Annotated in this window: 28 protein-coding genes and 1 pseudogene; 10 read left to right on the top strand and 19 right to left on the bottom strand. The window is 72.7% G+C overall.

Going from position 1 to position 26,504, the window contains the following annotated elements:
- Nucleotides 1–27 precede the first annotated feature (27 nt).
- Nucleotides 28–447 carry a hypothetical protein gene (locus ACI78U_RS03890; protein ID WP_456873975.1) on the bottom strand — a complete coding sequence of 140 codons (420 nt, stop codon included), beginning with the start codon at nucleotides 445–447 and terminating at the stop codon, nucleotides 28–30.
- A 61-nt stretch (nucleotides 448–508) separates the two neighbouring features.
- On the opposite strand from ACI78U_RS03890, the gene ACI78U_RS03885 reads away from it, so the two are divergent.
- Nucleotides 509–796 (top strand): DUF6343 family protein, encoded by a 288-nt coding sequence (locus ACI78U_RS03885; RefSeq protein ID WP_456873974.1) that lies wholly within the window; start codon nucleotides 509–511, stop codon nucleotides 794–796.
- Between the two features lie 74 nt (nucleotides 797–870).
- A complete protein-coding gene (locus tag ACI78U_RS03880) occupies nucleotides 871–1,770 on the top strand; it encodes an NADP-dependent oxidoreductase (RefSeq protein WP_456873973.1) in 900 nt (299 codons plus the stop codon).
- On the opposite strand, the gene cutA is transcribed toward ACI78U_RS03880, so the two are convergent.
- Nucleotides 1,767–2,093 carry a divalent-cation tolerance protein CutA gene (gene cutA, locus ACI78U_RS03875; protein ID WP_456873972.1) on the bottom strand — a complete coding sequence of 109 codons (327 nt, stop codon included), beginning with the start codon at nucleotides 2,091–2,093 and terminating at the stop codon, nucleotides 1,767–1,769. The two genes, ACI78U_RS03880 and cutA, sit on opposite strands and share 4 nt — an antisense overlap.
- Nucleotides 2,094–2,143: 50 nt before the next feature.
- Here cutA and ACI78U_RS03870 point away from each other — a divergent pair, with 50 nt between their 5' ends.
- Together ACI78U_RS03870 and ACI78U_RS03865 are read left to right on the top strand one after the other, a co-directional pair.
- On the top strand, nucleotides 2,144–2,380 hold the full coding sequence (locus ACI78U_RS03870; RefSeq protein ID WP_456873971.1) for a hypothetical protein: 237 nt from the start codon (nucleotides 2,144–2,146) through the stop codon (nucleotides 2,378–2,380).
- A 236-nt stretch (nucleotides 2,381–2,616) separates the two neighbouring features.
- On the top strand, nucleotides 2,617–2,835 hold the full coding sequence (locus tag ACI78U_RS03865; protein WP_456873970.1) for a hypothetical protein: 219 nt from the start codon (nucleotides 2,617–2,619) through the stop codon (nucleotides 2,833–2,835).
- A 13-nt stretch (nucleotides 2,836–2,848) separates the two neighbouring features.
- Here ACI78U_RS03865 and ACI78U_RS03860 read toward each other — a convergent pair whose 3' ends face one another.
- The 4 genes from ACI78U_RS03860 to ACI78U_RS03845 all read right to left on the bottom strand — a co-directional run bounded on the left by ACI78U_RS03860 (nucleotide 2,849) and on the right by ACI78U_RS03845 (nucleotide 8,458).
- Nucleotides 2,849–3,895, bottom strand: a complete 1,047-nt coding sequence (locus ACI78U_RS03860; protein WP_456873969.1) for a glycoside hydrolase family 6 protein — start codon at nucleotides 3,893–3,895, stop codon at nucleotides 2,849–2,851.
- A complete protein-coding gene (locus ACI78U_RS03855; RefSeq protein WP_456873968.1) occupies nucleotides 3,892–5,913 on the bottom strand; it encodes a galactose oxidase-like domain-containing protein in 2,022 nt (673 codons plus the stop codon). Before ACI78U_RS03855 ends, ACI78U_RS03860 begins: the two co-directional genes overlap by 4 nt.
- Entirely contained in the window at nucleotides 5,910–7,706 is a 1,797-nt protein-coding gene (locus ACI78U_RS03850; protein ID WP_456873967.1) for a glycosyltransferase family 2 protein, read from the bottom strand. Before ACI78U_RS03850 ends, ACI78U_RS03855 begins: the two co-directional genes overlap by 4 nt.
- Before the next feature lie 569 nt (nucleotides 7,707–8,275).
- Complete coding sequence (locus ACI78U_RS03845; protein WP_456873966.1) at nucleotides 8,276–8,458, bottom strand: hypothetical protein; 183 nt, start codon at nucleotides 8,456–8,458, stop codon at nucleotides 8,276–8,278.
- 161 nt (nucleotides 8,459–8,619) lie between these two features.
- Between ACI78U_RS03845 and ACI78U_RS03840 the strand changes: the two genes are divergently transcribed.
- On the top strand, nucleotides 8,620–9,129 hold the full coding sequence (locus ACI78U_RS03840) for a DinB family protein (protein WP_456873965.1): 510 nt from the start codon (nucleotides 8,620–8,622) through the stop codon (nucleotides 9,127–9,129).
- A gap of 112 nt (nucleotides 9,130–9,241) precedes the next feature.
- On the opposite strand, the gene ACI78U_RS03835 is transcribed toward ACI78U_RS03840, so the two are convergent.
- Nucleotides 9,242–9,973, bottom strand: coding sequence for a hypothetical protein (locus ACI78U_RS03835; protein WP_456873964.1), 732 nt, complete (start codon nucleotides 9,971–9,973; stop codon nucleotides 9,242–9,244).
- Nucleotides 9,918–10,985 (bottom strand): hypothetical protein, encoded by a 1,068-nt coding sequence (locus ACI78U_RS03830; protein WP_456873963.1) that lies wholly within the window; start codon nucleotides 10,983–10,985, stop codon nucleotides 9,918–9,920. The genes ACI78U_RS03835 and ACI78U_RS03830 overlap by 56 nt, the downstream gene beginning before the upstream one ends.
- A gap of 687 nt (nucleotides 10,986–11,672) precedes the next feature.
- Here ACI78U_RS03830 and ACI78U_RS03825 point away from each other — a divergent pair.
- A pseudogene (locus tag ACI78U_RS03825) lies at nucleotides 11,673–11,956 on the top strand (IS5/IS1182 family transposase); the annotation flags it as partial.
- 61 nt (nucleotides 11,957–12,017) lie between these two features.
- Here ACI78U_RS03825 and ACI78U_RS03820 read toward each other — a convergent pair.
- The gene (locus ACI78U_RS03820) at nucleotides 12,018–15,344 is read right to left on the bottom strand and encodes a tetratricopeptide repeat protein (protein ID WP_456873962.1); all 3,327 of its coding nucleotides are present in this window, start codon (nucleotides 15,342–15,344) and stop codon (nucleotides 12,018–12,020) included.
- Nucleotides 15,345–16,719: 1,375 nt separating this feature from the next.
- Between ACI78U_RS03820 and ACI78U_RS03815 the strand changes: the two genes are divergently transcribed.
- The gene (locus tag ACI78U_RS03815; protein WP_456873961.1) at nucleotides 16,720–17,373 is read left to right on the top strand and encodes a hypothetical protein; all 654 of its coding nucleotides are present in this window, start codon (nucleotides 16,720–16,722) and stop codon (nucleotides 17,371–17,373) included.
- Nucleotides 17,374–17,660: 287 nt separating this feature from the next.
- Here ACI78U_RS03815 and ACI78U_RS03810 read toward each other — a convergent pair whose 3' ends face one another.
- The 3 genes from ACI78U_RS03810 to ACI78U_RS03800 all read right to left on the bottom strand — a co-directional run bounded on the left by ACI78U_RS03810 (nucleotide 17,661) and on the right by ACI78U_RS03800 (nucleotide 19,628).
- Nucleotides 17,661–18,143 (bottom strand): hypothetical protein, encoded by a 483-nt coding sequence (locus ACI78U_RS03810; protein ID WP_456873960.1) that lies wholly within the window; start codon nucleotides 18,141–18,143, stop codon nucleotides 17,661–17,663.
- A gap of 111 nt (nucleotides 18,144–18,254) precedes the next feature.
- On the bottom strand, nucleotides 18,255–18,797 hold the full coding sequence (locus tag ACI78U_RS03805) for a hypothetical protein (RefSeq protein WP_456873959.1): 543 nt from the start codon (nucleotides 18,795–18,797) through the stop codon (nucleotides 18,255–18,257).
- 387 nt (nucleotides 18,798–19,184) lie between these two features.
- A complete protein-coding gene (locus ACI78U_RS03800; RefSeq protein WP_456873958.1) occupies nucleotides 19,185–19,628 on the bottom strand; it encodes a hypothetical protein in 444 nt (147 codons plus the stop codon).
- A gap of 115 nt (nucleotides 19,629–19,743) precedes the next feature.
- On the opposite strand from ACI78U_RS03800, the gene ACI78U_RS03795 reads away from it, so the two are divergent.
- A complete protein-coding gene (locus ACI78U_RS03795) occupies nucleotides 19,744–19,986 on the top strand; it encodes a FitA-like ribbon-helix-helix domain-containing protein (RefSeq protein ID WP_456873957.1) in 243 nt (80 codons plus the stop codon).
- Nucleotides 19,987–19,988: 2 nt separating this feature from the next.
- Complete coding sequence (locus ACI78U_RS03790; protein ID WP_456873956.1) at nucleotides 19,989–20,396, top strand: type II toxin-antitoxin system VapC family toxin; 408 nt, start codon at nucleotides 19,989–19,991, stop codon at nucleotides 20,394–20,396.
- Between the two features lie 10 nt (nucleotides 20,397–20,406).
- Here ACI78U_RS03790 and ACI78U_RS03785 read toward each other — a convergent pair whose 3' ends face one another.
- From ACI78U_RS03785 to ACI78U_RS03755, 7 genes are all read right to left on the bottom strand, one after another.
- Entirely contained in the window at nucleotides 20,407–20,874 is a 468-nt protein-coding gene (locus tag ACI78U_RS03785; protein ID WP_456873955.1) for a hypothetical protein, read from the bottom strand.
- Entirely contained in the window at nucleotides 20,871–21,275 is a 405-nt protein-coding gene (locus tag ACI78U_RS03780) for a TadE/TadG family type IV pilus assembly protein (protein WP_456873954.1), read from the bottom strand. Before ACI78U_RS03780 ends, ACI78U_RS03785 begins: the two co-directional genes overlap by 4 nt.
- Before the next feature lie 49 nt (nucleotides 21,276–21,324).
- Nucleotides 21,325–21,531, bottom strand: a complete 207-nt coding sequence (locus ACI78U_RS03775; protein WP_456873953.1) for a hypothetical protein — start codon at nucleotides 21,529–21,531, stop codon at nucleotides 21,325–21,327.
- Nucleotides 21,532–21,559: 28 nt separating this feature from the next.
- Nucleotides 21,560–22,501 carry a type II secretion system F family protein gene (locus ACI78U_RS03770; RefSeq protein WP_456873952.1) on the bottom strand — a complete coding sequence of 314 codons (942 nt, stop codon included), beginning with the start codon at nucleotides 22,499–22,501 and terminating at the stop codon, nucleotides 21,560–21,562.
- On the bottom strand, nucleotides 22,498–23,355 hold the full coding sequence (locus ACI78U_RS03765) for a type II secretion system F family protein (protein WP_456873951.1): 858 nt from the start codon (nucleotides 23,353–23,355) through the stop codon (nucleotides 22,498–22,500). Before ACI78U_RS03765 ends, ACI78U_RS03770 begins: the two co-directional genes overlap by 4 nt.
- Nucleotides 23,352–24,584 carry a CpaF family protein gene (locus ACI78U_RS03760; protein ID WP_456873950.1) on the bottom strand — a complete coding sequence of 411 codons (1,233 nt, stop codon included), beginning with the start codon at nucleotides 24,582–24,584 and terminating at the stop codon, nucleotides 23,352–23,354. Before ACI78U_RS03760 ends, ACI78U_RS03765 begins: the two co-directional genes overlap by 4 nt.
- A gap of 206 nt (nucleotides 24,585–24,790) precedes the next feature.
- Nucleotides 24,791–25,294, bottom strand: a complete 504-nt coding sequence (locus tag ACI78U_RS03755; protein WP_456873949.1) for an OsmC family protein — start codon at nucleotides 25,292–25,294, stop codon at nucleotides 24,791–24,793.
- A gap of 114 nt (nucleotides 25,295–25,408) precedes the next feature.
- Here ACI78U_RS03755 and ACI78U_RS03750 point away from each other — a divergent pair, with 114 nt between their 5' ends.
- Entirely contained in the window at nucleotides 25,409–26,386 is a 978-nt protein-coding gene (locus tag ACI78U_RS03750; RefSeq protein WP_456873948.1) for an AraC-like ligand-binding domain-containing protein, read from the top strand.
- Nucleotides 26,387–26,504: the final 118 nt, after the last annotated feature.

The following is a 26,504-nucleotide window of genomic DNA, read 5'->3' as shown; positions in this document are numbered from 1 at the left end:
GGGGGCGGCCGCTGCCGGGCGGCAGGGTCAGCCGATCGCCTCGGTCATCCACCCGGGGACGGCGTCGGGCGGGCGGGGGAAGTCGCGCAACTCGGCGACCAGCGCCTCCCGGGGCAGCGGCGGGCCGGCGGGCACGGCCTCGGCGTTGAACAGCGGCAGCAGCCGTCCGGTGGACCGGTCGAGGACCATCTCGGTCTGCAGCCAGGTGCCGCGCTCGGGTGTCCACATGACCCGCTTGAGCTCCTCGACCCGCGCCCGGACGGCGTCGGTCACCGGCACCGGCACCGGCGGCCCGTCGCCGGGCTCCGCGGAGAGCTGGTCGCGACGGACGTCGCCGACCACCGTGGCGCGGTAGCGCAGCCGCGTCGCGTCCGCCGGCGCGGCGGCCAGCAGGGCGGCGCCGAGGTCGCGGAGGACGGCGGTGGTGTCGCGGGCGGCCGGTGTCACGGCCGCCATCCTCGCAGCGGGCCGCCGGGTGGCCGGGGGCGGCGCCGGGTATCCCCCCGGCATGAGCGAGCCCCGGCGCCGGCGGACCCGCGAGGAGTACGCGCGCGGCCTGCCCGACCACCACGACCCGACGGCGGGCATCGGCGGCGCGGCGCCGGCGCAGTCGGCGCTCACCCTGCGGCTGGTCCTGGCCGCGTTCGGGCTGGTCACCTGCGTCGTGTTCGGGGTCCTGTGGCTGCGCACCGACCTGCCGTCCTGGCCCGCGGTGCTGCTGTTCGTCCTCGCCGCGGTGGCGCTGGTCGACCTGGTCGTGGTGGCCCGGCGGAAGGCGCGCGGCGAGCCCGGTTGACCGGCTCCGCGGAAGGTGCCGCCCGTCACGGCGGTTGCAGCCGCACGTCACCGCCGTCCGGGAGGAGCCCACCCATGCGCGCCGTCGTCTACACCGAGTACGGGGAGCCCGAGGTCGTGGGCGTCGGGGAGGTCGACGAGCCGCACGCCGGGCCGGGCCGGGTCCGCATCGCCGTCCGGGCGGCGAGCGTCAACCCGATCGACTGGAAGCAGGTCACCGGGCTGATGGCCCGCGGCGGCGCGCCGGCGGGGCCGACCGTGCCGGGCTTCGACGCGGCCGGGGTCGTCGACGAGGTCGGCGAGGGCGTGACCGGCGTCGCCGTCGGCGACGCGGTGTTCGGGCTGGGCCGCGCCACGGCCGCCGAGCTCGCCGTCCTCACCGCGTGGGCGCCGGCGCCGCCGGGCGTCGACCTCGCGGCCGCGGCCGGGCTCGGCGTCGCCGGGGAGACCGCCGTCCGCGTCCTCGACCTGCTGGGGCTGCCCGAGGGCTCCACCGTCGTCGTCGACGGCGCCAGCGGCGGGGTCGGCATCGCCACCGTGCAGGTCGCCCTCAGCCGGGGGCTGCGCGTCGTCGGCACCTCGTCGCAGGTCAACACCGAGTTCGTCCGCTCCCTCGGCGCCCTGGCCACCACCTACGGCGAGGGCCTGCCGGAGCGGGTGCGCGAGCTCGTGCCGGACGGGGTCGACGGCGCCGTCGACACCGCGGGGCGGGGGTCGGTACGGGACCTGGTCACCCTCACCGGCGACCCCGGGCGGGTGGTCACCACCGCCGACTTCGGCGCCGGCGACCTCGGCGTGCAGGTGACCACGAGCAGCGAGGGCGCCGCGCCCCGGCTGGCCGAGATCGCGCGGCTGGCGGCGGAGGGCCGGCTGCGGCTGCCGGTCGCGGGCACCTACCCCTTCGCGCGGACCGCCGACGCGCTGCGGCGCAGCCGCGAGGGGCACGTGCGCGGCAAGCTGCTGCTGACCCCCTAGGGTTCGCGGGTCTCGGCGAGCACCCAGCGCAGGTAGCCGGGATCGCCGTCGGCGACCGGCAGGGCGAGCACGCACGGGACGTCGTAGGGGTGCAGCTCGCGGGTGCGCGCGACCAGCGCCGGCACCAGGGAGCGGCGGGTGTGCAGCGTGACCCGGGCCTCGGGCTCGTCGTGCACCGCCCCCTCCCAGCGGTACACCGAGCGGATCGCCGCGAGCTGCTGCCCGCAGGCGGCCAGCCGCTCCTCGACCAGCGTCCGCGTGTAGCCGGCCAGCCAGTCGGCGTCCGGCCCGGTGACGACGACCTCGACCACCTCGGTGTCCACGCCCCCATCCTGCGGTGCGTGCGCCGGTGCCCGCGGGGTAGGGGCCGCCCATGAGCGACGACCTGACGATCGACGTCGACGGCGACCAGTACGTGCTGCGCCAGGGCCCCGAGGGCCTGCAGGTGGGCCGCCGCGTGGGCGGCGAGGTGACCTGGCTCGACGACGTCGACCCCGCACTGCTGCCCGAGGACGCCCGCGCCGCCCTGGCCGAGGGCGACACCGCCAACCCGGCGCTGCAGACCGCGATCGGCGGCATCGTGCAGGCCGAGGTCGAGCGCGGCGGCTGACCCCGGGGTCCGGACCCCGGGCGTCGGGATGAGGTCGTGGGGCCCTGCGTCGCGGGACCTCCGGCCCGGCTCACCGGGCGCGCGGACCGCCCAGGATCGGATCGGGAGTCCCGGGGTGGACCGTCAGGTGCCCTCCGGCAGGGACTTCCGACCCGTTCCGGCGCCCCGTGACCGCCCTAGCGTGATCACCGGACGCCGATCACCCGGCGCCCGAGGCGCCCACCCAGGGAGTCGCCATGACCACGCCCGTCGACCGCCCGCCCGCCGCGGACGAGGAGACCCAGCGGCCCTCCGACGAACCGGCCACCCCGCTCACCCCCGAGAAGCGCGGCATCGAGGAGCGCAGCTGGGTGCTGTTCGCCGTCGTGGTGGCGTTCATCCTGCTCGCCTTCACCGGGATGATCGTGCTCACCGCGCTCGGCGGCGGCACGGACTACGCGCCCTGGAGCGAGTGACGCACCGGCCGGGTCAGCCGGCCACCAGCTCCAGGGCCGCCTCCGGCCACCACTGACCCGCCGGCGGGCCGCCGCCGCAGGTGCCGTCGGAGTCGCCGGGCTGCTTGATCCACAGCAGCGCGTCCAAGCGGTCGACGTCGGTCGAGGTCGTCGGCGGCTCACCGAGCGTCCGCCCCGGCGGGTTGCACCAGCGGCCCTCGTCGCTGTCGGCGGTCTCCGGCGGACCGGAACCGTTGCGGCTGGTGTCGACGACGAAGTGCGCCGGCGGCGCTCCCTCGGGGGCGCCCTCCTCGAGCGCCTGCGAGAGCTCCGTCCCGTACTCCGTGCTGGCCGCGGTCGTCTCGTAGTTGGCGACGTTGAGCGAGAACCCGTCGGCCGAGTCGATCCCGCTGCTGCGCAGGGCGTCGGCGAGCACCGGCAGGTCCTGGATCCAGCTGGCGTTGCCGGCGTCGAGGTAGATCCGGGCGCCGGGCTGCCGGTCGAGGATCTCCACCGCCTGGGAGAGCACCTCGTAGCGGGCCGCGGCGTCGAGCCCCGGGCAGCCCACCACGGCCTGCGGGACGGCGTCGGGCTCCAGCACGACGACGGCGGGACGGTCGCCGAGCGCCGCGGCGAAGCTGCCGATCCAGGCGAGATAGGCGTCGGTGTCGGGGGCGCCGCCGCTGGAGTAGGAGCCGCAGTCGCGTCCCGGCACGTTGTAGGCCACCAGGACCGGCAGCTGCCCGGCCGCGTCGGCGGCCAGCGAGATCTCCTCGACCGCCGGATAGGGGTTGTCGTTCGTGGCGATCCAGGTGGCGGTCGGCTGCTCGGCCAGCTCGGCGAGCGCCTCGGCGTCCTCGGTCCGCCCCTCGGCCCGCGCCTGCTCCACCGCGACGGGTCCGTGGCCCTCGGGGTTGAGCCACAGCTCCTCGCCCGCCAGGGCGCTCCGGCCCTGGCTGTCCTGCTCGGGAGCGGCGGGCTCGGGGTCGGCCGTGCCGCCGCCGCAGGCGACCGCGGTGCCGGCCACGACGGCCAGCACCGCGGCGCGCAGCGACCGCCGGCGCAGGGGTGCTGCGGTCATCCCACGTGCACCCAGCGCGCCGGGGAGGGGACGCCCTCGTCGTCGACCACGACCAACATGTACCAGCCCGAGGGGGTCAGCCCCTCCTCCTCGGGGACGGTCAGCTCGACCGTCCCGCTGCCGCAGCAGCCGTCCGGGCAGGAGCCGCCGCCGTCGGCGGCCTGGTGACCGGCGCCGCCGTGGGCGGCGTGCGCACCGGAGGCGTCCTCGGGGCAGGACCCCGGCCCGACCTCGAGCGCGACGGACCGCTGCTCGGGGTCGGTCTGGTGGGTCACGGCGCTGGGCCGCATCAGCCGGGCCTCGGCGACGCCGCCCTCGGTCTCGACCCGGAAGCTGCTCCCCCGGCCGATCTCCTGCGGGGCCTCGGTGATGGCCGGCCGGTCCCCGGCGAACAGGTAGGGCGGGGAGTAGATCTCGATACGGGTGTCGAACCGGCCGGGGATGGTGTTCTCCTCGTCGGAGAACAGCGGGTCCGAGCCCATGGTCATGACCCGCCCGTCGGGCAGCAGCAGCGCGGTCGCGTGGTAGTTGCGACCCACCTCGTTGGGCGCCGCCTCGTGCAGGTGGCCGCTGTGCGGGTCGTACCGCGTGGTCAGGAACAGGTCGCTCTGCGAGTTGCCGCGGTAGCCGACCGAACCCCCGGTGAGCAGCGTGGTGTCGTCGGGCAGCGTCACCGCGTTGACGTAGCGGGCCGGGCTCGGGTAGTCGACGCCGGCGGGCTCGTAGCGCGGCTCGGGCTCGCTGAGGTCGACGACGTCGAAGCGGGCCGTGGACTCCTCGCTGTCGCCGACGCCGCCACCACCGACGATGCCGACCCGCTGGTCCTGCACCGGCGCGAGCATGAACGAGGTGCTGGTCTCGTTGAACTCCGGGTCGCGCAGGCCCTCGACGTCCTGCCAGCTGTTGTCCCGCAGGTCCCAGATGCCCGGCTGGCGGCCCTCCTCGGCCGGCCCGTAGCCGGTGTTGGAGCCGCTGTAGAACACCCGGTGGCCGTCGGCGAGGCGGAACAGCGCGGGGTAGGTCGGGAAGTAGCGCTCCAGGTCGGGGCGGTTCTCCCAGGTGCGGGTGGCCGGGTCGTAGACCTCGTTGTCGCCGTCGACGACCTGGCCGTACTCGTCGAGGCCGGAGACGGCGAGCACGCCGCCGTCCTCGAGGCCCACGAGCGTCGGGTACCAGCGCGACTCGGTCAGCCGCCCGGTCTCGACGTAGCGCTCACTGGCGACGTCGTACTCGTAGGAGGCGTCGAGGCCGGTGTAGTTCTGCTTGTCCAGGGTGATCGTGTCGCCCTGGCCGTAGAGCGTGGAGCGCTCCTCCGGGCTGAACTCCTCCACCTGGAACTGCTGGCCGCCCCGGACGACGGCCTGGTCGCCCTCCTCCTCGGCCTCGATCCACACCTCCATCTCGCCGGCCATGGAGCTGCCGTCGGGCATGAGGTGCGCGGGCGGCACCGTGACCTCCTCGGCGGTCACGTACGCGTTGCCCAGCGCGGTGAAACGGGTGCCGGCGGGCAGCGTCACCGGGCCGTCGAGGCGCTCGTTCTTGACGGTGAGGACGCCGGCGGCGTGCGTGACGTCGTCGGCGAGGACCTCGTAGTCGCGGGTGCCGCCGGCGACGAGCAGGTTGCCGTTGGGCAGGTAGGCGTGCCCGGAGCAGAACAGGTCCTCCGGCGTCGGGATCTCCTTGGCCTCTCCGCTGACCGGGTCCCAGAGGATGGTCCGGAAGGTGCCGGCCTCGAAGTCGCGGGCGTTGTTGCCCGACCCCGCGATGAGCAGCACGTCGCCGGTGTGGAGGAGGGCGGCGTGCACGGCCTGGCCGCGGTACTCCTCGGGCAGCTCGATGGTCTCCCACGCGCCGTACCGGGCCTGGTAGTCGGGTCGGCTGCGCTGGTAGTCGGTGTAGACCTCCTCGGCGACGGCCGTCACGACCGGACCGTTGGCGGCCACCAGTCCGGCCACGGCGGCGGCGACCAGGGCGGCGTTGCGCAGCCGCCGCGCGGGGCGCGGTCTGCGTCGGGTCATCGGGTGCTCTCCTGGGTCTGGGGGACGTCGACGAGCCGGTTGCCGACGAACCGGACGGCCGGCGCGGCGAGGGCCGGCGCCGGGACGACGTCGGGTGCGGACAGGGCCGGGGCCGACGTGCGCAGGCGTGCGCGCGCCCGCCCGGCGCTCCAGAGGGCGACCGGCAGCAGGGCCATGGCGAGGCTCAGCAGCGCCCAGACGCGGATGGCCGGATGGGTGTGGCCGAGCAGCTGCGAGGCCGCGAGCGCGACCACCAGCACGGCGGCCCAGCCCAGGTGCCGGCCGAAGACGCCGAGCCGGTCACCGCTGACCGCGCCCTTGCGGGTGACGTGGAACCCGGTGCTGCGGTTGCGCACCGCGGCGAGGAAGGCGCTGACGTAGATCGGCGCCGACATCACCGAGATGGCCATCCCGCTGATCCCCGAGGACCCCTCCTCCTCGTGCGGGCTGACGTTGTGCTTGCGGTTCCAGAAGTAGACGGCGACCTGCAGCACCGCGGCGTTGACGTAGAGCATCAGCCACAGCTGGGCGGGCACCATCAGGCCCGCGACGCCGGTGAGCAGGTAGGCGACCAGGTTGGTGATGCCGAGCACCCAGCTGATCGCAGCGGCCGGGTAGTACGACATCAGCAGCGCGTAGTGCGTCAGCCGGCGCAACGGCATCCGCGGGACCAGCCGCCAGAACCGGCGGAGGACGACCTCGTCGGTCCCGCGGGCCCAGCGGCCCTGCTGGGTGAAGTAGTCACGCCAGGTGCTCGGGCCCTCGCCGACCGCCAGGACGTCGGGGGTGTACACCGACTTCCACCGCGCCCCGCTCCGTGGGTTGCGGGCGGCGTGCCAGACGAGGCTGGTCGCGGCGTCCTCGGTGATGGAGTCCTGCAGCCCGCCGACGGCCCGCAGCGCCGAGATCCGCACCGCGTTGTTGGTGCCGACGAACATCGCGCTGGTCGACCGGTTCGCCGCCCGCTGCAGGACGCTGTGGAACAGGTACTGCTGGGACTCGGCGGCCCGGGTGACGAGGTTGTCGTAGTTGCCGTATACCTGCGGCCCCACGACGAAGGCGACGTCGGGGTCGTGGAAGTAGCCCATGAGCCGCTCGGCCATGTTCGGCATCGGCACGTGGTCGGTGTCCACCGACACCCAGAAGTCGTACTCGTCGCCGTGGGCCTCGAGCCAGGCGTTGTAGTTGCCGTGCTTGGTGCGTGCCTTGTGCCGGCCCGAGCTCTGGTTCCACCGCGGCACCCCGGCCCGGCTGAAGTGCCGGACGCCGAGCTCGGCGCACATGGCCCGCACGGCCGGGTCGTCGCCCTCGTCGAGCAGCCAGACGTCGAACGTGCCCTCGTACCGGACGGCGACGGCGGCCTCGAGGGTCCGCCGCACCATCTCGATGGGCTCCGAGCCCGGCACGATCGTGGTGATGAACGCCAGGCGCTGACCGGTCAGCGGGGTCATCGGGACCGGGTCGCGGGCGTTGAGCGTGGCCACGGCCAGGGTGCAGACGTTGAGCAGCCGCAGGCCCTCGATGACGGCGATGCTGCCGATGAGCGCCATGGCCAGGTACGCCTGCCAGCCGCCGGTGAACACCGGGTGGTTGGCCGGCCGCAGCAGGAAGGCGAGGAACAGGACCTCGAAGAGCAGGGCCGTCGACACCAGCAGCCAGGCCCGCACGCGCGCCCCGCCCCGGGTGACCGGGCGGAAGCGGACGCGGTGGTCCGCGGCCGGCTCCTGCAGCGGTCCGGCGAGCTCGCTGAAGTCGTCGTAGGGGTAGTCCGTCCGGGTGTCGAGGTCAGCCACGCCGGGACGTGACCGGGAGGCTGCCTCCTTCCCGGAGGGCGACCGACGACGACGGCACGCGGCACGACGGAGGAGCTGTGACAGGCAAGAGCGAACCCATTCGTCGGTGGAGCGGTCCGGGCGCGCGCACACGGCGCAGCGCCCGGCGGACAGGCAGGACCAGAGGACCCGCGGTACGGGGCCGGCCGGGGGCTGCCGTCCGTGGCAGGCTCCGGCGCCCGGTGCCGCACCCGCGCGCCGCTGCGCGGGGTCGGGGGGAGCCGATCGGTCCTCTCGCTGGCACCCGGTCGGGCGCCTGACGCACCGTAAGCGCGCTAGATCGTCAGATGCCGCACCGATCGGGGGAACCTGCGCGTGGACCCGCTCTGCGCGGGGTGTCGCGCACGAGTCAGCCGGTTGTCATCACCCTTCGTGACGGTTGTGGAGATCACGAGAGTGGCTCTCGTCACTCCCCGAACACGAAAGGGGGATGTCCGGGCTCCGGGCGGCGCGGGTCGCGACCCCGGCATCGGCCGGCCGGACCCGCCGTCGCGGCCCGTGGGGACGGCTCGGACGACCCTCGTGGCGGGTCACTGCTGGACGGCGAACCGGTCCTCGAGGAGGCGGTTGACACTGCGCTCCGCCTCGTCGACGGCGCGGCTGTTCTCCGCGCTCGGGCACCGGTCCCACGAGCTGCGGGCGACGCCGAGCGCGATGTAGGCGACCGAGATGTCGAGGTCGAGCTGGTCGATGCTGGTGATGGTCGGGCTCATGACGACCTCCTGGCCAACGGTGCCTGTGAGCTGCACGTTAGGACGCAGGTATGACGGTTCTGATACGCCGGGTTCATCGGCAGATGCCGATCCGTTCCGTCCGGCACTCCCTCCCCCTAGCGTCGGCACCGACCAGTCCGAGGACGGCGGAAGGGGACCCCATGACCGGCTCGACCACCCTCACCCGCGAGCGGGCCGACCTGATCGAGTCGCTGCGGCGGCACCGGGCGTTCCTGCGGTTCACCGTCCGCGACCTCACCGACGAGCAGGCGACGCGGCGGCCGACCGTCAGCGCGCTCAACCTGGCCGGGCTGATCAAGCACGTGGCGGCCACGGAGGCCGGCTGGGTGCGGTTCGCCGAGGGCGGCGCCGAGGCGATGCACCGCAACTGGGGTCCCGACGCCGCGACCCGGCACTGGCACCTCGCGCCCGGCGAGACGCTGGCCGGCGTGCTGGCCGACTACGAGGAGGTCGCCCGGCACACCGACGAGCTCGTCGCCACGCTCGACCTGGACGCCGAGCACGCGCTGCCGGAGGCCCCCTGGTTCGAGCCGGGGGCAAGCTGGTCGGTCCGGCGGGTGTTCCTCCACGTCATCGCGGAGACCGCCCAACACGCCGGCCACGCCGACATCCTGCGGGAGTCGATCGACGGCCAGAAGACGATGGGCTGACCCCGACGTGGCGGAGGTCCGGGCACATCTTGAGGGCAGCGCCGGCGCGAGGTTCTGTGCTTCGTCCTCGGCCGTCGTCCGTCCGAGTCTCTGAGCCCTTGGGCCCGCCGGCTCACCGCCCGGTGACAGGCGACCTCGGGCGGACCGCCTTCGGGGGTGGAACCGGCGGGCGCGGGCCCTTCGGCGGCGGCACCGGCGGACGCGACCCGGCCGGCGGGTCCGGCGGTCGCTCGACCGGCACGGACGGCCCCATCGGGACGGCGACCGGCGGCCGGAGGCTCAGCCGGAGCGGGACGCTCAGCTTGCGCTCGACCAGCGGCTGCTCCCAACCGTCCAGGGTGAAGGAGATGGTCAGCGCGGCGACGTCGCAGTCCACCGCCGTCATGGCGCCGTCCTCGACGGCCACACTCGTCTCGCCGAGCTCGACCGAGACGGACAGGGCGAACGTCACCCGCCCCACGGACTGGTCGTCCACCAGCACCTCGACGTACGGGTGCTGCTCGGTGGAGATCGAGTAGGGGCCAGCCAGGTCCACCACCACCTCGTTCCCCGGCTTCCCCGCGGTGTCCTCGGCCGCCTTGACCAGCGCCCGGGACCTGCCCAGGCCGGACAGCACCAGCCCCCCGACGTCCTTGTCCAGGAACTCCACCGCCAAGGCCAGGATCCGGGAGTTGAGCAGCCGGTAGGCCGCCTTCGGCAGCCGGCGATGGCGGCTCAACTGCCGGGCGACCAGCCCCTCGGGAGGCAGCTGGGCGGCGAGGGTGACCGCAATCTCGGTGTCGCTGTGCTCATCGAAGAGCAGTTCCCGGATCGTCGTCGGCCGGGTGATCTCGACGGTCGGCATGCTTGGCCTCCTCGGGTGTCGTCCACTCCGGCCGCTCGGCGCGGAGGCGGACGCTGTGGGCGCGCACCCTCTGCTCGGGTGCGGGACCGGACACCAGGGCCTCCCCGGACGTCGACCTCGTGGCGACGTGCTCGGTCACCCACCGCTTCCCGCGCCTGTCCCGCAGACCCTTGCCCGCCGTCGTGGCCAGGGCCACGGCCGCGAGGATGCCGAGGACCGGCAGGACGAACGTCGAGGAATCTCGTTCCTCCGGGTCCTCCGGTTGCGGGGCCGGCGGAACCGGGCCCGGTTCCGGCTGGCTCGTTGGGGTGGGAGGCGCGGGTGGCACGGGAGCGGGTACCGGCTCGTCCGACGTCGGCGTGGTGGTCCGTGGTGTCGTAGTGGGTGGCGTGGATGATGTGGTTCTAGGTGGCGTGATGGGCGGTGTCGTCGGTGACCCGGTCGTCGCGGGCAGCACGGTGAAGGTCGCCTCGCCGCCGCAGTCCGTGCGGACGATGTGGGAGCCGGGCTCCGTGCCGGCGCGCACGGCGAAGCTGACGGGCTCCATCCGGCCGTCCTCGTCGGTGCTCGTCCGGGCGACCACCTCGCCGGCGAACGACACGGCCACGTCGTCCAGCGCGGAGTCCGCCGGGCAGGTGCCGGACGCCGCCACGTCGACCGGAGCCCTCGCCTCCGTCGGCCGGACGTTCAGCGTCGCCGGCCGCCCCGGCTCCTCCACCGTGAGCGTCGCGCTGCCGCAGAGCCCGATGATCCCGGCCGCCACCGTCGTGACGGTGTAGGTGCCCGGCTCGGTCTCCTCGGGCACGGTGAACGAGACGGGTCCGAAGTCCCCCGTCGACAGGGTCACCGAGGTGCTGGCGACCACCTCGTCCTCGATCGACAGATCGACCGCCGACCCCTCGTCGGCGAGGACGCCGCTGACCTCGGCGTCGACGGGGCAGGTGCCGCGAGCCGTCACCGCGGCGCGTGGCGTCACCTCCGCCGGCGTGAGCTGCAGGTCCGGTTCCGGCACGATTTCCGGTGAGGCGTCGGCTACGGCGAGTGGCTGACTGGCGACGAGGACAGCCCCCAGCAAGACCGTCACCGTCAGTGGTATACGTCGCATCTCTCCGTCCCCCGAACCGAGTCTGTAACGGCTCGACGACAGTTGGGAACGGACCTTGGTCACCCGCACGTTGCGCGCCGTAGCCGGTCCCGGGTGTCATCTCGCCCACCGTGCGGACCCGGACGGAACGCGGTGGGCCCGACCCTTAACGTCCGGGATCGACCCGTCTCGCCTGCCTGTAGCTGCCACGAGGTCTCCCCTTCGACGATCACCCGCGCGGTCGGGGAGGTCTGCCCCCTACTGGCCGAGCGCGGCTGCACCGTCGGGGACGGCATCCGGCTGCGCACCCCGGCCGACGTCATCGCTCACCTGGGCGCCAGCAGGCAGCTCGGCCTGCTCGATGCCACCGAGGTCCGGGGGCGCCGCCGGGCCGCCGGTCGGGCCGGTTGGCGCCGGTTCGTCTCGGGCGAGTCCCGCGCCAACTCGTCAAGGCGCTGGTAATCACCGACGCCGAGGGACGGCTGCTGTTCTGCGGACAGACCCGCCCGGGTTCCACCCATGACCCGACCCAGGTCCGTCAGGTCGGGCTGGTCGAGCTGTTGGCCTCATCCCGGGCGTCACCCTGTCGAGGCTGTGGCGGGTGATGAAGGAGCTCGTGCCGGCGGCCGCGGCCATCCCCGCCGCCGCCCGCTGAGTTGCACGCACGCCTGGGGCAACGACATCCCGCGAGTCCGCCGCTATCTGGGCCGCCGCCGGATCACTGCGGGGATCGCCGCCTCGGCCGGGACTCCAGCGCCCGTCTCGGCCGTCACCGTTGGGTCGTCGAACGCTCCCTCGGCTGGCTGCTGTCCTACGAACGCCTCGCCCTGCACTACGACCGCAGCGCCGTGACCATCACCGCGCTGGCCCGCCTGGCCGTCAACCTGACCGGTTCCTGACAGCTAGGGACGAACTAGTGCAAGGTCTTCTAGTCCTCGAGGTCGGACGGCTGTGCGCCCCTTAGAGGAGTCCCAAGAAGAGCAGCAGAGCGGTGCCGACTACGCCTGCACTCACTGCGATCCCGGCCGTGCCCAGGTGCGCTCCATCAAGGGGTCCGACCGGCAGCAGCAGCGACGCACACATGACCAACGCGGCCACTGCCCAGGACTCGACGACTGGTGTGTGCATCCAGGCGGATTCGAGGAACAGCACGAGCGCAACGCCGGCGAGCGTCAGCGGCGCAGCTAGATGCAGGCGCGTCTCGCTTCGAGCGGTGTCGGCTTCCGCTGCGGTACCGACGGCATCCTCGTCCCTAGCGGCCTGTCCTCCTCTAGTGTCCTCCGCACTGTTGTCGCGATCGACGGCCCCCTTGGTGGCATCGACGACCGGAAGCGCAGCCCACGGATACCCCACGGCACCTGCAGCGATGCCCACCACGATGCCGGGACCCCACGATCGTTGCCTCGGCGCCTCCCCGGCGGGCGTGCCCGCCATCACCCGTGCACACATGGCGGTGATGACGAGGACCAGCAGGCCGAGGGGGTACAGCGCCGTCGCCGTCGCAGCGCTGCCGTGGTGCAGGTCCGCGAGGAGAAAGGTCAGAAGGGTCGCACTGATCGCCCACACAGGCGCGTCGGCTCGGCTGACCACCGGCAGGGCCTCGAGCCGTCGGGTCACAGGCTCCAGCCACTGGTCCGCGTTCTCCGACGCGCCCCGGTTCGCCGCCCGGGCCAGGCCGAGACCCAGCCCCGCCAAGGCGAGCAGGCCGACCGCCGCCGCAGGCGCAGGGCGCTGAAGGTCGGCGAAGGTCCAGGCCGCAGGCAGCGGCTTCGACAGGTCCAACGCCGTTCGATAAACCTGCGCGTCGATGGTCAGCTCCAGCCGTCGGTCCCGAAGGTCCGGATCCAACCGGTATGCCGTGGCCAGCGCGTGTTGAGAGGCGAGCAGGCGGGCGGGTCCCGACGACGCCTCCAGGACGCCGAGGTTGAACCAGCCGAGGGCGTAGTCCGGGCGGGCGCCGACGGCCTGCCGGAAAGCACTGCGCGCCTCGGTCGGACGATCCAGGCGGGCCACCTGCACACCCAGGTCGTTCGCCGCGGGGTAGAGACCCGGGTCATTGTCCAGTGCCAGCTCGTTGAGCCGTAACGCCTCGGGGATGTCCCCCCTGCGGTCGGCGATGAAGCCGGCGGTCATCAGGGTGACGGGGCTCTGCGGATCCAGTTGCAGCGCCTGCTCCACCAGTTGGGACGCCCGTGCGGTGTTGCCCAACCCGAGGTGGGCGAGCGCCGCGTTGTTGTACAGCACTTCGGGAGCGGGGACGCTCAGCCACCGCTCCAGCCACGAGAGCGCCGTCTCGTAGTCCTCCACCGCCGCACGGAGCCGCTCCGTTTGGCGCTCCCCATCGGCCAACAGAGCGCTCGCGTGATACGACACGAGGGCGAAGCCCGCAGTTGCGCCGACACCCTCCTCGCTGGCCTGGTAGGCGTAGCCCGCGACGCCCACGTCGATCAGCCGCCGCAGCGTCGCCTCGGCCTCCGAAGATCGCCCCCCGGCGACCAGCGACGCCGCGCGGTCGAGCTGAGCCCAAGCCACCGCCAGGTCGTCGTCGTAGCGCAGCAGTCGGGTCTGCCGCGCGGCCACGGCGAACTGGGCCGCGGCTTCGTCATAGCGGTGTTGAAGGAACTCGATCTCGCCGAGCCGGAACGCGGGGAGCTCACTGCCGTCCCCGCGAGCTTCCGCCCATCGGACGACGAACCGCCGTGCCGCGGGCAGATCACCCGCCCAGCGCAGCAGGTTCTGCCAGTCGTCGGCCGCGGCGTCGCCATCGACGTCCTGCAGGACCTCATCACCTGCGGTGAGAAGGTCGGCCACCGCGCGCAATCGGGTGGGGTCGACGTCCGATGGATCACAGCCGAAGCCGTCGGGTCGGGCGCTGGTGTTGCTCGTGGACCAGTCCGCCAGCGCAGTGGCCGCGTGCCCCGCCAGCACGGCGTTGCGCCGCCAAGCCCATGAAGCGCATGCGGCGTGAGTGCCGGTGAGGCCCGCAACGTCCCGGTACTGCGGGATGAACGACAGGTCCTGCGCAGAACCACCGGCTCCGCCCTCCGGCCACAGCTGAGAACGCAACGGCTGCAGCCGGTTGGTCCCCAACGACAGGGCCGGGGTCACGTCCTCTAGGGTGTTCTCCCACGAGCGCTGCGGGTCTGGGATCAGCGCAGGACCCCGGGGGTAGGCCGCGGCGCCCAGGTCCGCCAGCCGACGGGCGGTGCGCTCGGCGTCGGCGAAACGACCAGCCTTCTCCTGGGCCGCGATCAGCGCCTCCAGCACCGGCCCGGGAGTGGGATCCGAGCCGGCGAGCGGGGTGAACAGCTCGATCGCCCGCTCCGGCTCACCCAGACCGATCAGTGCACGCCCCAGGCCAGCGGCGGCGTCCCGGTGCCCGCCGTGGTCGACCGCTCGGTTGTAGGCAGCCACCGCCTGCCGGAAATAGCGCCGGGCGGTGAACGGGGGGCCGCCGTCAAGGGACATCGCCGCAGCCAAGTACGCGTCGCCGAGCCCGGTAAGCGCCGCGACATCCGTGGGATGGCGGTCGACGAGCCGTTGCATCGTGGCCACGGCATCGGCCGTGGGCATCTCTGGGTCCTCTGGATACGGCCCTTCTGAGACGAGCCGCAGCTGCGCCTGACCGACCAGCCACCCGGAGGTCACATCACCCGGGCAAGCCTCCTCCGCCCGGCGCTGCTCTGTCGCCAGCGCGGTCGCCAACGCGGAGGAGTCACCCGGGGTCGCGTTCGCAACGATGGAAGCCTCGCCAACCACGAGCAGCAACAGGTTGAGTTGCGCTGCACAGCTCCCGTGTGTGCGTGCCCGGTGAAGCACGGCGAAGGCCGCCGGACCGGCGTTGTCCTCGGCATCCACCTGTTCGTCGTACAGCGTGGCCTGGGCGGCGAGCACGGCCAGTGCCGCCCCCAGGGCGGTCCAGGCGGAGGCACCTTCCCGCTCCGGAGGGTCACCGAGGAGGGGCTCCAGAGCGGGATACCGGTACGGGTAGTCGGGGTAGCCCCCGGACTTCTCGGCGAGTTGGCTGGAAAGCAACTCCCCTGACTTGAGGACTGCGAGCAGGGCCTGGGCGCGGTCAGGGCCCAGCGCCCGGTCCGCGTAGGGCCGCACATCCTCCACCGTCCGGATCTCCGCGTCGGCAGGCAGCCCAACCGGCACGTCGTGGCGGCTCGACCGTGCTGCCGGCGCGCCCGCGCCAGCAGTGACCTCCACCGACAGCCCAGCCGGGCGATCCGGCCGATCGCCCCCCAGGATGCTGAGCGGCGCGAGCCCCAGCACCAGCAGCATGCCGACGACGGCGGCGGTGAGCAAGGCGACCGACTGAGAGGCCCGGTTACCGACGGTCCGCACAGCGGATGAGAGCGTCCCGGACTCATCCGGCGGCGACCGGTCTTCGACGAGCTCTGGCTTCCCGGGCTGATCGGCGGGCTCACCAGCCGGCGGGCTGGGGGCGCCAGTACCCGACATCGGGTCACTGGGTGGCAAGGAACCCTCTCTCACGCAAGCCTCCTGACCACGCGGCGAGATGGCCGAGTCAGACGGCCGAGGACATCAAGCCACCCAGGCGCGCCATGACGCGGCGCCCGATCGGGTCGGTGTCGGGGCCGAGATCCCGGGTACGGCCGCTGACGTCTCGAGGAGCGTCGGCCAGGGCGGCCTCCAGTCAGATCGCGCGGAAAGTGCGTTCAGTCCGGTCAGTGTGGGTGCTGGGCGTCACGGCGTCGTCACGGTCGCGTCAATCGGAATCGCCGCGAACGCGGCGTTCTAGCCCCCATTCCGGCCAACCGCGCCCGCTCGGCTAGCGCGAACGTTGCAGCCCGCCCACCCGATCTCGCGGGTGAGGTCCTCGCGTGGCGCCCAGGCGTAGCGCGGCGAATGCGCGGAGGGGCGCACCCGCTGGGTGATGCCCCGGTGGGTGGTGGAAGTGGGCCCCACGGTGTTGGTCAGCGGTGAGTGACTCTGGCGCGACCAGAGCTGACTCTGCCACCTCCTCGACGGGCTTGGGTCGGATGGGCATGGCCATAGAGCTTCAAGAGAGGTAGCGGCGGTCGAAGACCCGCTCATTCATCGGGGGCCTCGATCAGAACCGCGCTGGCCAGCCGCAGCAGCGCTTTGGGGTCGGGAGAGTCCCCCGCGAGCGGGAGGTGCCCCCAACGGCCCGAAGAGACCGAGACATTCATCGACAACTTCCTCAACCGCCTAATGCGACGCTCATGAGCGTGTCCGCCTTAGGCCGGCAGCGTCATCAGCTGGTGCCACAATTAATCACGAGCTAGTCCGGCCGCGTCGGGCCGCGACTCAAGGCCAGACCAGCATCAGCGCCAGCGGCGCACTTGAGGTCCGCGGCCCAACGGATCACCCCATCAGTACCGGGGCTGACCTCCTATGGAGCCAGCATGCATGACCCTGACCAACGGCACCGGCCGGTCCCCGAGCAGGACGAAAGCTTGCCCAGTCAGTTTGTCGCGGCCAGCAGCGTGGCGCTCGACCTGCTGTGGTTGCGGGTTCCGCCGCCTACCGCCTCTTCCGATTGGCGGCCTGCTGTCACTCACCGCCCCGACTTTCGCATGGGTGGCCGAGGGGGCGGAGATCCCCACCGTGCCGACCCGCGCACCTCAAGGCGGCGGCCGGATCCCGCCCGGCAGAGATCCGTACGTGGGGGGTGGAACCGATCCTGATCATGGTTGTTCGCGCACCGGATCCACGGCGGCTCCGGGGTGCCGGACGCGAGTGTTGGCATCGTGGTGATCAAGATGTCATCGATAGTTCATACGCACTCGCGCTGGACAATGTCGTCCCACACGGACATGCCGACCTGTTGCTGACGATCTCAGGCATTGAGGAGGAATCAGCGCTCATCGAACGCATAGAGCCCGTCATCTTCAAGTCCGAGGAGACTGTCCCACTCTGGTCCTTGGATGGGCCTAGGCCAGGATGCGGTGGCTTCAATGAGCGGATAGCAACTTTGTCGTTGATGGGCGACGACAGTTTCCTTACCGACAAGGGAGGACGAACGGAGCTCACGGCCGCGCCCAATCAGTTCGGGAGCTACTTCACGGTATCGGCCAGTGACCAGACGGGGATCTCGATCATCGTTGGAGTCTGTGATTCTCAGTATTACGACTTGGGACTCGACATCACCTTCACCTTACGAGTGGCCGAGTATCACCATCTAGTCGGCTCGGCGGAGGATCCATACAAGATTGTCGGTGGAGGTGCCTCTGAATACTTCTTCACGATACAGTCCCCTGGGCCAGAGCAAGTGACTCAAGTCGAGAAGCCAGAGGAACCGCCGATCACACTAGGCATGTGCTGACGGCCACCCAAACATCATGAGCATGTAGAGATCTAGGCGTCGAGCCGATGCGCCGCAACTGGCCTTGAGCTGAGCGCCCGGCTCTTTCATGAGACCGGATGGAAGGAGGGTGCACTGACTGAGCGGCGCGGGGTCAGCTCCCGGGGGTGGCTGACATTCGGACCCCCCTCCTCCCGAAGCGGGTGCGGGTCGGCAAACTGACGACCGACGAGAGTCTCCCCTCACCCTCGGTCGGACGCTGACGAGCAGCTAGTGAGTTTGACCCTCCCACGATGCGACTTGGCGGGTTAGGCGGCCTCGAGGACGACTGTTGTTTCAATGCTGAGGACCGTTGGTCCATAGGTGTCGATGCCGTCATGGGCGTGCCGCACGAATGTGAAGGTGGCTGGGCCGGGGGCGAAGGGGGTGTCGGTGTCGCTCGTCAACGTGATGGTTGCAGTCTCTTTCTTGCCTGTGCACTGGATATCCGCAGTGGGTCCGCCGTATCTCGTAGCCGAGCCTTGGAGGAGCTGTGTGTCTTGCTCATCGGCCGACACGGCCACCGTGTACGGCTCCTCGAGGAAGCAGCGGTAGCGGATGGTGATATAGGCAGTCCCGGAACTGTCCACGACTGCATCGGTGACGCGGCCAGACCCCGCCGGAGCGGCAGCCACGGCAGGCATGAACCCGAGCAGGGTGAGGCCAACCAGTAGCGCCAGGATGCTCAGGTGTCGGGAGCGCACCAACGCTTGCCGGCTCGTGGCGCCGGCGGATGGCTGCATCGCAGTCATGTCCCGTCTCCTTCGTTGCTTCAGCCTCGAGATGGCTAGTCCGGCTTCAGACGCCATCAACGCTCCTCGTCTGTCGTGACGTGGAACAGGGACACTGGGCCCGAATCACCCCTATCCCGCGCCTCCGCTTCGGCTGAACCAGTATCCAACGACGGTGCCCGCGATGCCGGTGATTGGAGCAACATACGAGCCAAAATCTTGCGGGGTTACCCCGGAAAGTATTGCAATGACGGGCATCAGAACGACGGCGAAAACAAGGAGGTAGAGGGCAACGCTGCGTGCATTCCAGGCTGTTCTCTCAGCCTGACGTACTGCCATGTTGCCACCCTCGTTATAGGCGGCAGCAAGAGCGGAGTTGAGGGCTTCCCCAAACTCCACGCTCAACTGCTTCCTCCTTTCTATAGCATCGGCCCTTTCCTGAAGGAATTTCGCATCCTCCTCGGCCTCGCGTCGTTCACGCTCCTGCTTCTCCTCTAGAGTCTCCTTTTCGAGGGGTGGGGGATGGTAAGGCCCGCCTCCTTGTTCCGTCGCCCAGCGGAGTTCCGCCGCCTCGGCGCCGATGGCTATCAATGATTCCAATTCGAACTTAGAGAATGTTGGCGGGTCAGGAAGATCACCCCGGCGGTGCTTGATCCGACCGCTGTTCGCAGGCACGGCGGCCGGGGGGTGAGCAGTAGTCGTAGTCATGCAGATACTGTCCGACCAGATGCTTAGACCCGGTAGGGGTTCGGCTCTCGTCCGCATTGAACGCAGGCGGAGCCGGGACACCCCTGCCGTCGTTGAGGGTCTCAGCGCCAACGTCGCGAATCGTGCCCAGTGGCGTCTTCGCGCTACTGCGCCAGCGACCGGTCGACCGCCGCGTGCAGGCGCTGGTCCCACGGCGTTCCAACCCCGGATGGCGCATCTCTGATCTCGGTCGTCAGTCCGCACTGAGTCCGCAGGAGACTCGTCAGCGGCCAACAACAGCCAACAACGGCAAGTAGGTGTAGGCGCAGGTCAGTCGCGTAGTCGAGGGCCTAGCCGCAGGTCGGTGGCTCACGCTCAGATGATGTCGGGGATGACCACGTGCAGCCGGGAGCCGTCGGGCAGCATCGCGTCGACGAAGGGCTGGCTCATGTCGATCCGCCGTCCCGAGGTGCGCAGCATCCGCTCCACCAGGTCGGCCAGCTCCCCGGCGCCCAGGATGGTGGTGGTCAGCTCGCTGCGGCCACGGCGGGCCACGAACACCCGGCCCGGCTCGTTGACCCACACCTCCTCGACCTCGGGGTCGTCCAGCCAGCGCTGCAGCGGCCCGAACCCGGCCACCCGATCGAGCACGTCGCGCACCACCGCGTCGGGGTCACCGACCGGCGGCAGCGCCGAGGTCAGCGACCGCTCGGAGTAGTCGGCGACCACGTCGCGCACCAGCACCCGCACCGGCCCGGGGCCGGTGAACGGGTCCAGCCCGCGCCGGCGGATCAGCTCGCGGACCTCGCCGTCGACCACGTCGAGCGCACTCGTCGCGGGTCGGCACCACGCCCCGGTCTTCGCTGCTCGGCCTTGTTCAGACCGAGGAGAAACGACGAAGGAGATGCGGCGCTTGGAGCGCTAGAATGCATGCATGGCGACGATCCAGGTCCGGGATGTCCCTGAGGACGTCCACCGCACCTACCGGCGGCGTGCTGCGGAAGCCGGCATGAGCCTGCAGGAGTACCTGCTCGGCGAGTTGGTCGAGGGGGCGCGCGCCCAGACTCCGGCCGAGATCGTGGCGGAGGTCGAGCGACACCTGGAGCGGAGTGCCGGTGCAGGCTTCAGCACGTCGTCCTCGGCCGATCTGGTCCGCGCCGACCGCGACGACCGGTGAGGGTGCTCGACGCCTCTGTCGTCATCGATGCCATGGCCGTCACCGGACCCGCCGGTGATCGCGCCCGCTGGCTCGTCGCCGAGGAGTCGTGGCTGCACCTGCCTTCCGTGGCGGGCGCGGAGATCACCTCAGCGCTGCGCAGCATGGTCCTCCGCGGCCGGCTGAGCGCCGGTGACGCCCGCATCGCCGCAGTGCGCGCGTCACGGCTGCGCGCGCGGCGGTATCCGTTCGAGCCCTTCCTCGAGCGGGTGTGGGACCTGCGCGAGAACGTCACCGTCTACGACGCCTGGTACGTCGCGCTGGCCGAGGCCCTGGACGCACCTCTTGTGACCGCGGACGAGCGACTACGCCGCGCCGACGGTCCGCGCTGCCAGGTCCTCAGCCCCGAGGAGGCCCTCGCCGGCGCGTGAGCGTGCCGGTCTAGCGGTCGACGTAGCGGTCGGTCTCGACGACGAACTGGCCGGTGGCGGTGTTGGCGTCGACGAACTCCGGCAGCAGCGGGATCCGGACGGTCACCGTGGCGCACACCGAGAACTCCTCCCCCGGCGCCAGCGTCGGCTGGTACCCGCCGGCCGCCCCGCACGCGGCCCCGGCCGGCACGTAGGCCAGCCGCACGTCGGTCGCCTCCACCGACTGGTCGGCCACCGCCAGCTGCGCGGCGCGCTCGGCCCGCGCCAGCCCGGAGACGGCGTCCGGCGCGGTGGCCAGCGCGCGGCCGGCCTCCCGCGCGGCCGCGGTCGCGGCGAACACCCCGCGCTGCACCGCGGAGAACCCGGCCACCACGTAGACCAGTGGCACGAACACCACCAGCGCCACGAACACGAACTCGACCAGCGCCGAGCCCCGCTCCCCGGCGACCTGCCCGAGCCGGGCGCGCAACCACCTCACGGCGCCTCCTCCACCGCCCGGCCGGTGACCTCCAGCGGCAGCACGTCGCCCAGCCCGGCCAGCAGCGTCGGCACCGCGCCGGTGCAGCGCACCGTCACCAACACCAGCCCGGTCGGGTCGACCTCCTCGGCCGCGGTGCACACCAGCCCCTCGGCGGTGCCGGTCGACGTCGCCTGCGCCACCGTCGCCAGCGCCCGGCCGGTCGCCGCCGACGTCGGCACGTCCGCGTTGGCCGCGTACCGGGCACCCTCCTGCGCGCTGGCGGTCACCACGTTGCGCACGTGCACGTAGACGGCCACCTGCAGCACGGCCAGCAGCAGCACCACGACCAGCACCGACACGAGCACGAAGTCGACGACGGCACTGCCGCGCTCGCTGGTGAGGCGATGGAACGGCCTCACTGCAGGGGCCCGCCGCGAGCCTGCGAGCGGTGGGGAGCAGTGAGGTCCTTCATCCACCGGCCGTGACGGAGGCCAGCGCGTTCTGCACCGCCGACACGATCGCCTCGCGGAACGGCACCAGGATCGCCAGCACCAGCGCCGCGGTCATCACGGTGATCATCACCCAGCCGGGCACGTCGCCCCGCTCGGGATCGTCCTCACGAAGCCGCGCGGCCAGTGCCGCCGTGAGCGTGAGAAGCCAGGCCAGGGCCCGCATCCGTCGTCCTCCTCGGTCGTGCCGGCGCTCAGCGCGCCAGCGAGACGATGCTGATCAGCCCCGGGAACAGGGCGAACAGGACGGTGACCGGCAGCACCAAGAAGACGACCGGCACCATCATGGCGATCTCCTTGCGGCCGCCGGCCTCCAGCAGCCGGCGCTTGCCGGCCTCCCGGACATCGGCGGCCTGGGCGCGCAGCACCTCGGCCAGCGGGGTGCCGCGTTCGATGGCGACGAGCAGGCCGTCGACGAAGCGGGCCAGCGCGTCGACCGACGTCCGGTCGGCCACCTCCTGCAGCGCCTGCACCAGCGGGACGCCGGCGCGGGCCCGGCCGAGGGCACCGCCGAGCTCGCGGGCCAGCTCGCCGCCGGACAGCCGCGAGACCCGGGCGATGGCCGCGGTCGGGCTCTCCCCCGCGGTGACTGCCAGCGCCAGCAGCTCGGCGACCACCGGGAACTCCGCGAGCAGCAGCTCCTCGCGGCGGCGTACCTGCTGGGTCAGCCACCAGTCCCGCCCCAGGACGCCGCCGAGCAGCCCGCCCAGGCACAGCAGCGCGACCGACAGCACGTTGACGCTGCCGGCCAGCAGCGACGAGACGCCGGCCAGCAGCGCCGCGCCGAGCAACCCGAGCCCGCCCCAGACCACCTGCTCGACGCGCAGGTCCTCCACGGTCTGCTCCGCACCCAGGGCGTCGAGCCGGCGCCGGACCGCGGACCGGCCGCCGAGCACCCGGTCGACCAGCCGCGCCCCGTCGGCGACCAGCGGGCCGAACACCCGGCGGACGGCGACCAGCAGACCCGGCTCGGTCGCCGTCCCGAGCAGCCGCGACGGTGGTGGGGTGTCGTGGACGTACGGCGCCAGCCGGTCGACCAGCCGCACCGACCGGAACGGCGGCGCGAAGCCGACCACCAGCAGCAGGCCCGAGGCGGCCGCCAACCCGAGCAGCATGCCCGTCGAGGACGCGCTCATCGGAGCACCCGCACGTCCTGCGGTAGCCGCCCGATCCGCATCATCAGCCGGTAGGCCACCAGGCAGACCACGCCGCCGCCGAGCAGCAGCGCCGTGCCCAGCGGCGAGTCGTAGGCCGCCAGCGTCGTCGACTGGGTGGCCAGCAGCAGCAGGACCGCCCAGGGCGCGCCGACGGCCAGCCGGGCGGCCTGCACGACCCAGCCCTGCCGGGTCTCCAGCTCGGCGCGGGCGCGGGCGTCCTCGCGCAGGAAGGTCGCCAGGGTCCGCAGCACCCGGCCGAGGTCGGAGCCGCCCACCTCGCGCGCCACGCGCAGCGTCTCGACGATACGGTCGCCGACCGGGTCGGCGAGGTCGGCCTTGAGCCGGTCGAGGCTCTCGCCGAACCGGCCGCTGGACCGGTGGTCCACGGCGAAGCGGGCGAACGGCGGGCGCAGCACCTCGGGCCCGCGGACCGCCAGGGCCGACAGCGCCTCGGGCAGCGACAGCCCGGCCCGCACGGCCGACGCCAGGTTGTCCACGACCTCCGGCCACACCTCCCGCAGGTCGGCGCGGCGGCGGGCGGCCAGCCGGCGCACCTGCACGTGCGGCAGCACGAACCCGAACACGCCGAAGGCGAGGCTCACGCTGACCGTGCCCGTGGTGAGGAGGACGACGACGGTGGCCAGCAGCCCGAGCCCGGCCTGCAGCGCCACGAGCTGGGCGGGGTTGATGCCGGTCAGGCCGGCCTCGGCGAGCAGCCGGGCCCGGCGGCCGGGCGGGCGGGGGCCGGAGCGACGCTGCGGCGCCCGCGGCCCGCTGCGCCAGACCAGCAGCAGGCCGACACCCAGCAGCAGCCCCAGGAGGGCTCCGGTCACCGGCCCGCCTCCAGCAGCGCGGGCAGGTCGAACCCGGCCGCGGCGAAGCGCTCGGCGTGCGGCGGGAACCCCTCGGCCCGGACCAGCCGGCCCCCGCGGGTGGTGAAGACGTCGGCCAGCTCCACCACGCCACCTTCGGCGCGGCCGGGCACCGCCACGATCTCGCGGACCCGTCGCTGCCCCGAGGCCTCGGTCGCCACGTGCACGACCAGGTCGACGCTCGCGGCCACGGTCGGGACGACGAAGGCGTGGCCGATGTTGTCGCCGGCCAGCAGCGGGAGCGTGCACATCTTGACCACGGCCTCGCGGGCGCTGTTGGCGTGCAGCGTGCACATGCCGGGCAGACCGCTGTTGAGCGCGATGAGCAGATCGAGGCACTCCTCCTGCCGCACCTCGCCGACGACGATCCGCGAGGGCCGCATCCGCAGCGCCTCCTTGACCAGCCGGCGCAGCGGGATCTCGCCGGCTCCCTCGAGGTTGGGCTGGCGGGTCTGCATCGCGACGACGTCGGGGAGCGGAACGCGGAGCTCGAAGACCTCCTCGCAGGTGATCACCCGCTCCCGTGCCGGGATCGCCGCGCAGAGGGTGTTGAGCAGCGTGGTCTTGCCGGCCTGCGTGCCGCCGGAGACCAGCACGTTGAGCCCGGCGGCGACCGCGGCCTCCAGGAACCGGGCGGCCTGCACGGTCAGCGTCCCGGTGGCCACCAGCTCGTCGAGCGAGTGCGCCTGCAGCACGAACTTGCGGATGTTGACCGCCATGTGCCGGCGGGTGATGTCGGGGATGACCACGTGCAGCCGGGAGCCGTCGGGCAGCATCGCGTCGACGAAGGGCTGGCTCATGTCGATCCGCCGTCCCGAGGTGCGCAGCATCCGCTCCACCAGGTCGGCCAGCTCCCCGGCGCCCAGGATGGTGGTGGTCAGCTCGCTGCGGCCACGGCGGGCCACGAACACCCGGCCCGGCTCGTTGACCCACACCTCCTCGACCTCGGGGTCGTCCAGCCAGCGCTGCAGCGGCCCGAACCCGGCCACCCGATCGAGCACGTCGCGCACCACCGCGTCGGGGTCACCGACCGGCGGCAGCGCCGAGGTCAGCGACCGCTCGGAGTAGTCGGCGACCACGTCGCGCACCAGCACCCGCACCGGCCCGGGGTCGGTGAACGGGTCCAGCCCGCGCCGGCGGATCAGCTCGCGGACCTCGCCGTCGACCACGTCGAGCGCACTCGTCGGCACTGGACCCCCGTCACACCCCGTTTCAGAACGGGAGCGACCGTAGGTCGACTCCGGGCGTGGACGGGAGCCCGGTCAACCGATCTGTGGACAGCCCGCACCGGCGCCATCCGGTCGGGTGACCCGCCCCCGGGTGGCCCGAGTGTGTGCGCCGACGCCGCACGCGGAGCCAGGGAACCCGGCGCCGGCGCACACGCTCGGCCCGAGGCTCAGGCGCGCCGGACGGTCAGCTGCGGCCGGTGCGCCAGGCTCTGCGCCACCACGCAGTACCGCTCGGTCAGTTCCGCCAGCCGGGCCAGCGCGGCGTCGTCGGCGTCGGTGTCCAGCTCGGCGTCCACGGTGATCGGCCCGAGCCCGACCGGCACCGACCTGTCGACGCCCAGTGTGCCGCGCGGGTCGAGGTCGGCCGAGGCGGTCAGCCGGCCCGAGCGGACCTCGAGCCCCATCGCGGTGGCCACGCTGCGCATCGTCACCCCGGCGCAGGCCAGCAGCGCCTGCAGCAGCATGTCACCGGAGCAGGCGTCGCTGCCGTCACCGCCGGTGGAGGGGTGCAGCCCGGCGCGGGCGGGCCCGGCCCAGGTCTGCACGGTCGCGGTGATGCCGGGGGCGGAGAAGTCGGCCTCGGCGGACATCCGCGCGCAGGCCGATCCCGGGTCGTCGCGGTAGCGCTGCTTGAGCGGTGCCTGCAGTTCCCGCAGCTGGACGGCGTCCATCCGGATCCCCCTCGTGGTGTCGAGCCCCCATGCTCACGACCCGGCGACCGGCGCGCCAACGGAGTCCGCACTGAGGGGATGGACGTCCCCCGGCGCCGGGGTCATCATCGCGACGTGCCCACGAGGTCGGCCAAGGAGCGCGCCGGCACCGGGTCCGACCAGGTCACGGTGACGACGGACTCCGTGCGGCCCGCGGAGGCGTTCTCCTTCTGGCAGGACCTGATCTGCGACACCTTCGTCCAGCTCTCCGCGTCCCCCACCACCGAGCTCCCCTTCCGCGGCCGGATCGCGCACGGCGTGGTCGGCGACGTCGAGCTCACCACGGTCCGGGCCAGCGGCCAGCACGTGCAGCGCACCCGCCGGCTGATCGCCCGCAGCAACGAGGAGTACGTGCTGGCCAGCATCCAGCTGGCCGGGCGGGGGATCGTCTCGCAGGACGACCGCGAGGCCCGGCTGGTGCCCGGGGCGATGGCCTTCTACGACAGCACCCGGCCCTACACGCTGCACTTCGACGGCGCCTTCGAGCAGCTCGTCGTCCAGGTGCCGCGGCGGGTGCTGCCCGCCGGCCCCCTGGCCGGGGCGACCGCGGTGACGCTGGGCGCCGACAGCAGCGCCCGGCTGGTGGCCGACTTCCTCCGCGGCCTGGCCCGGCAGCAGGCGACCGACCCGGCCGGGACGGCGGCGCTGGCCCCGCACGCGCTCGGGCTGCTCACCTCGGCCCTGGGACTGGCCGCCGGGACCGGGCCGCCCCCGGGCGCGGCCGCCCTGGACCGCGAGCGGGTGCTGGCCCACCTCGCCGCCCACCACACCGACCCCCGGCTCTGCGCCGACGGGGTGGCCGCGGCCTGCCACCTCTCCCGGCGCAGCCTGTTCCGGCTCTTCGAGTGCGAGCCGGAGGGGCTCGGCGACGTGCTGCGCCGGCTGCGGGTCACCGCCGCCCAGCGCCTGCTCCACACCGCGCCGGCACTGCCCCTGGCCACCGTCGCCGCCCGGTCCGGCTTCGGCGGGGAGGCCTCCTTCCACCGCGCCTTCCGCGCCGTCACCGGGACCACCCCGGCGGCCTACCGGCGGGCGGTCACCGGCCGGCCCTGAGGCGCGGCCGGACCTGGCACGCACCGACAGGGACCTGGCACGGACCGCGAGTCCGCCTGCGCGCGGTCGGCTCACCGTGGTCGCACGCCCGCAGCCGGCGGGCCCGTCGCAGGAGGAC

This window comes from Geodermatophilus sp. SYSU D00710, assembly GCF_054050195.1.
This window is presented reverse-complemented; position numbering and strand designations above follow the sequence as displayed.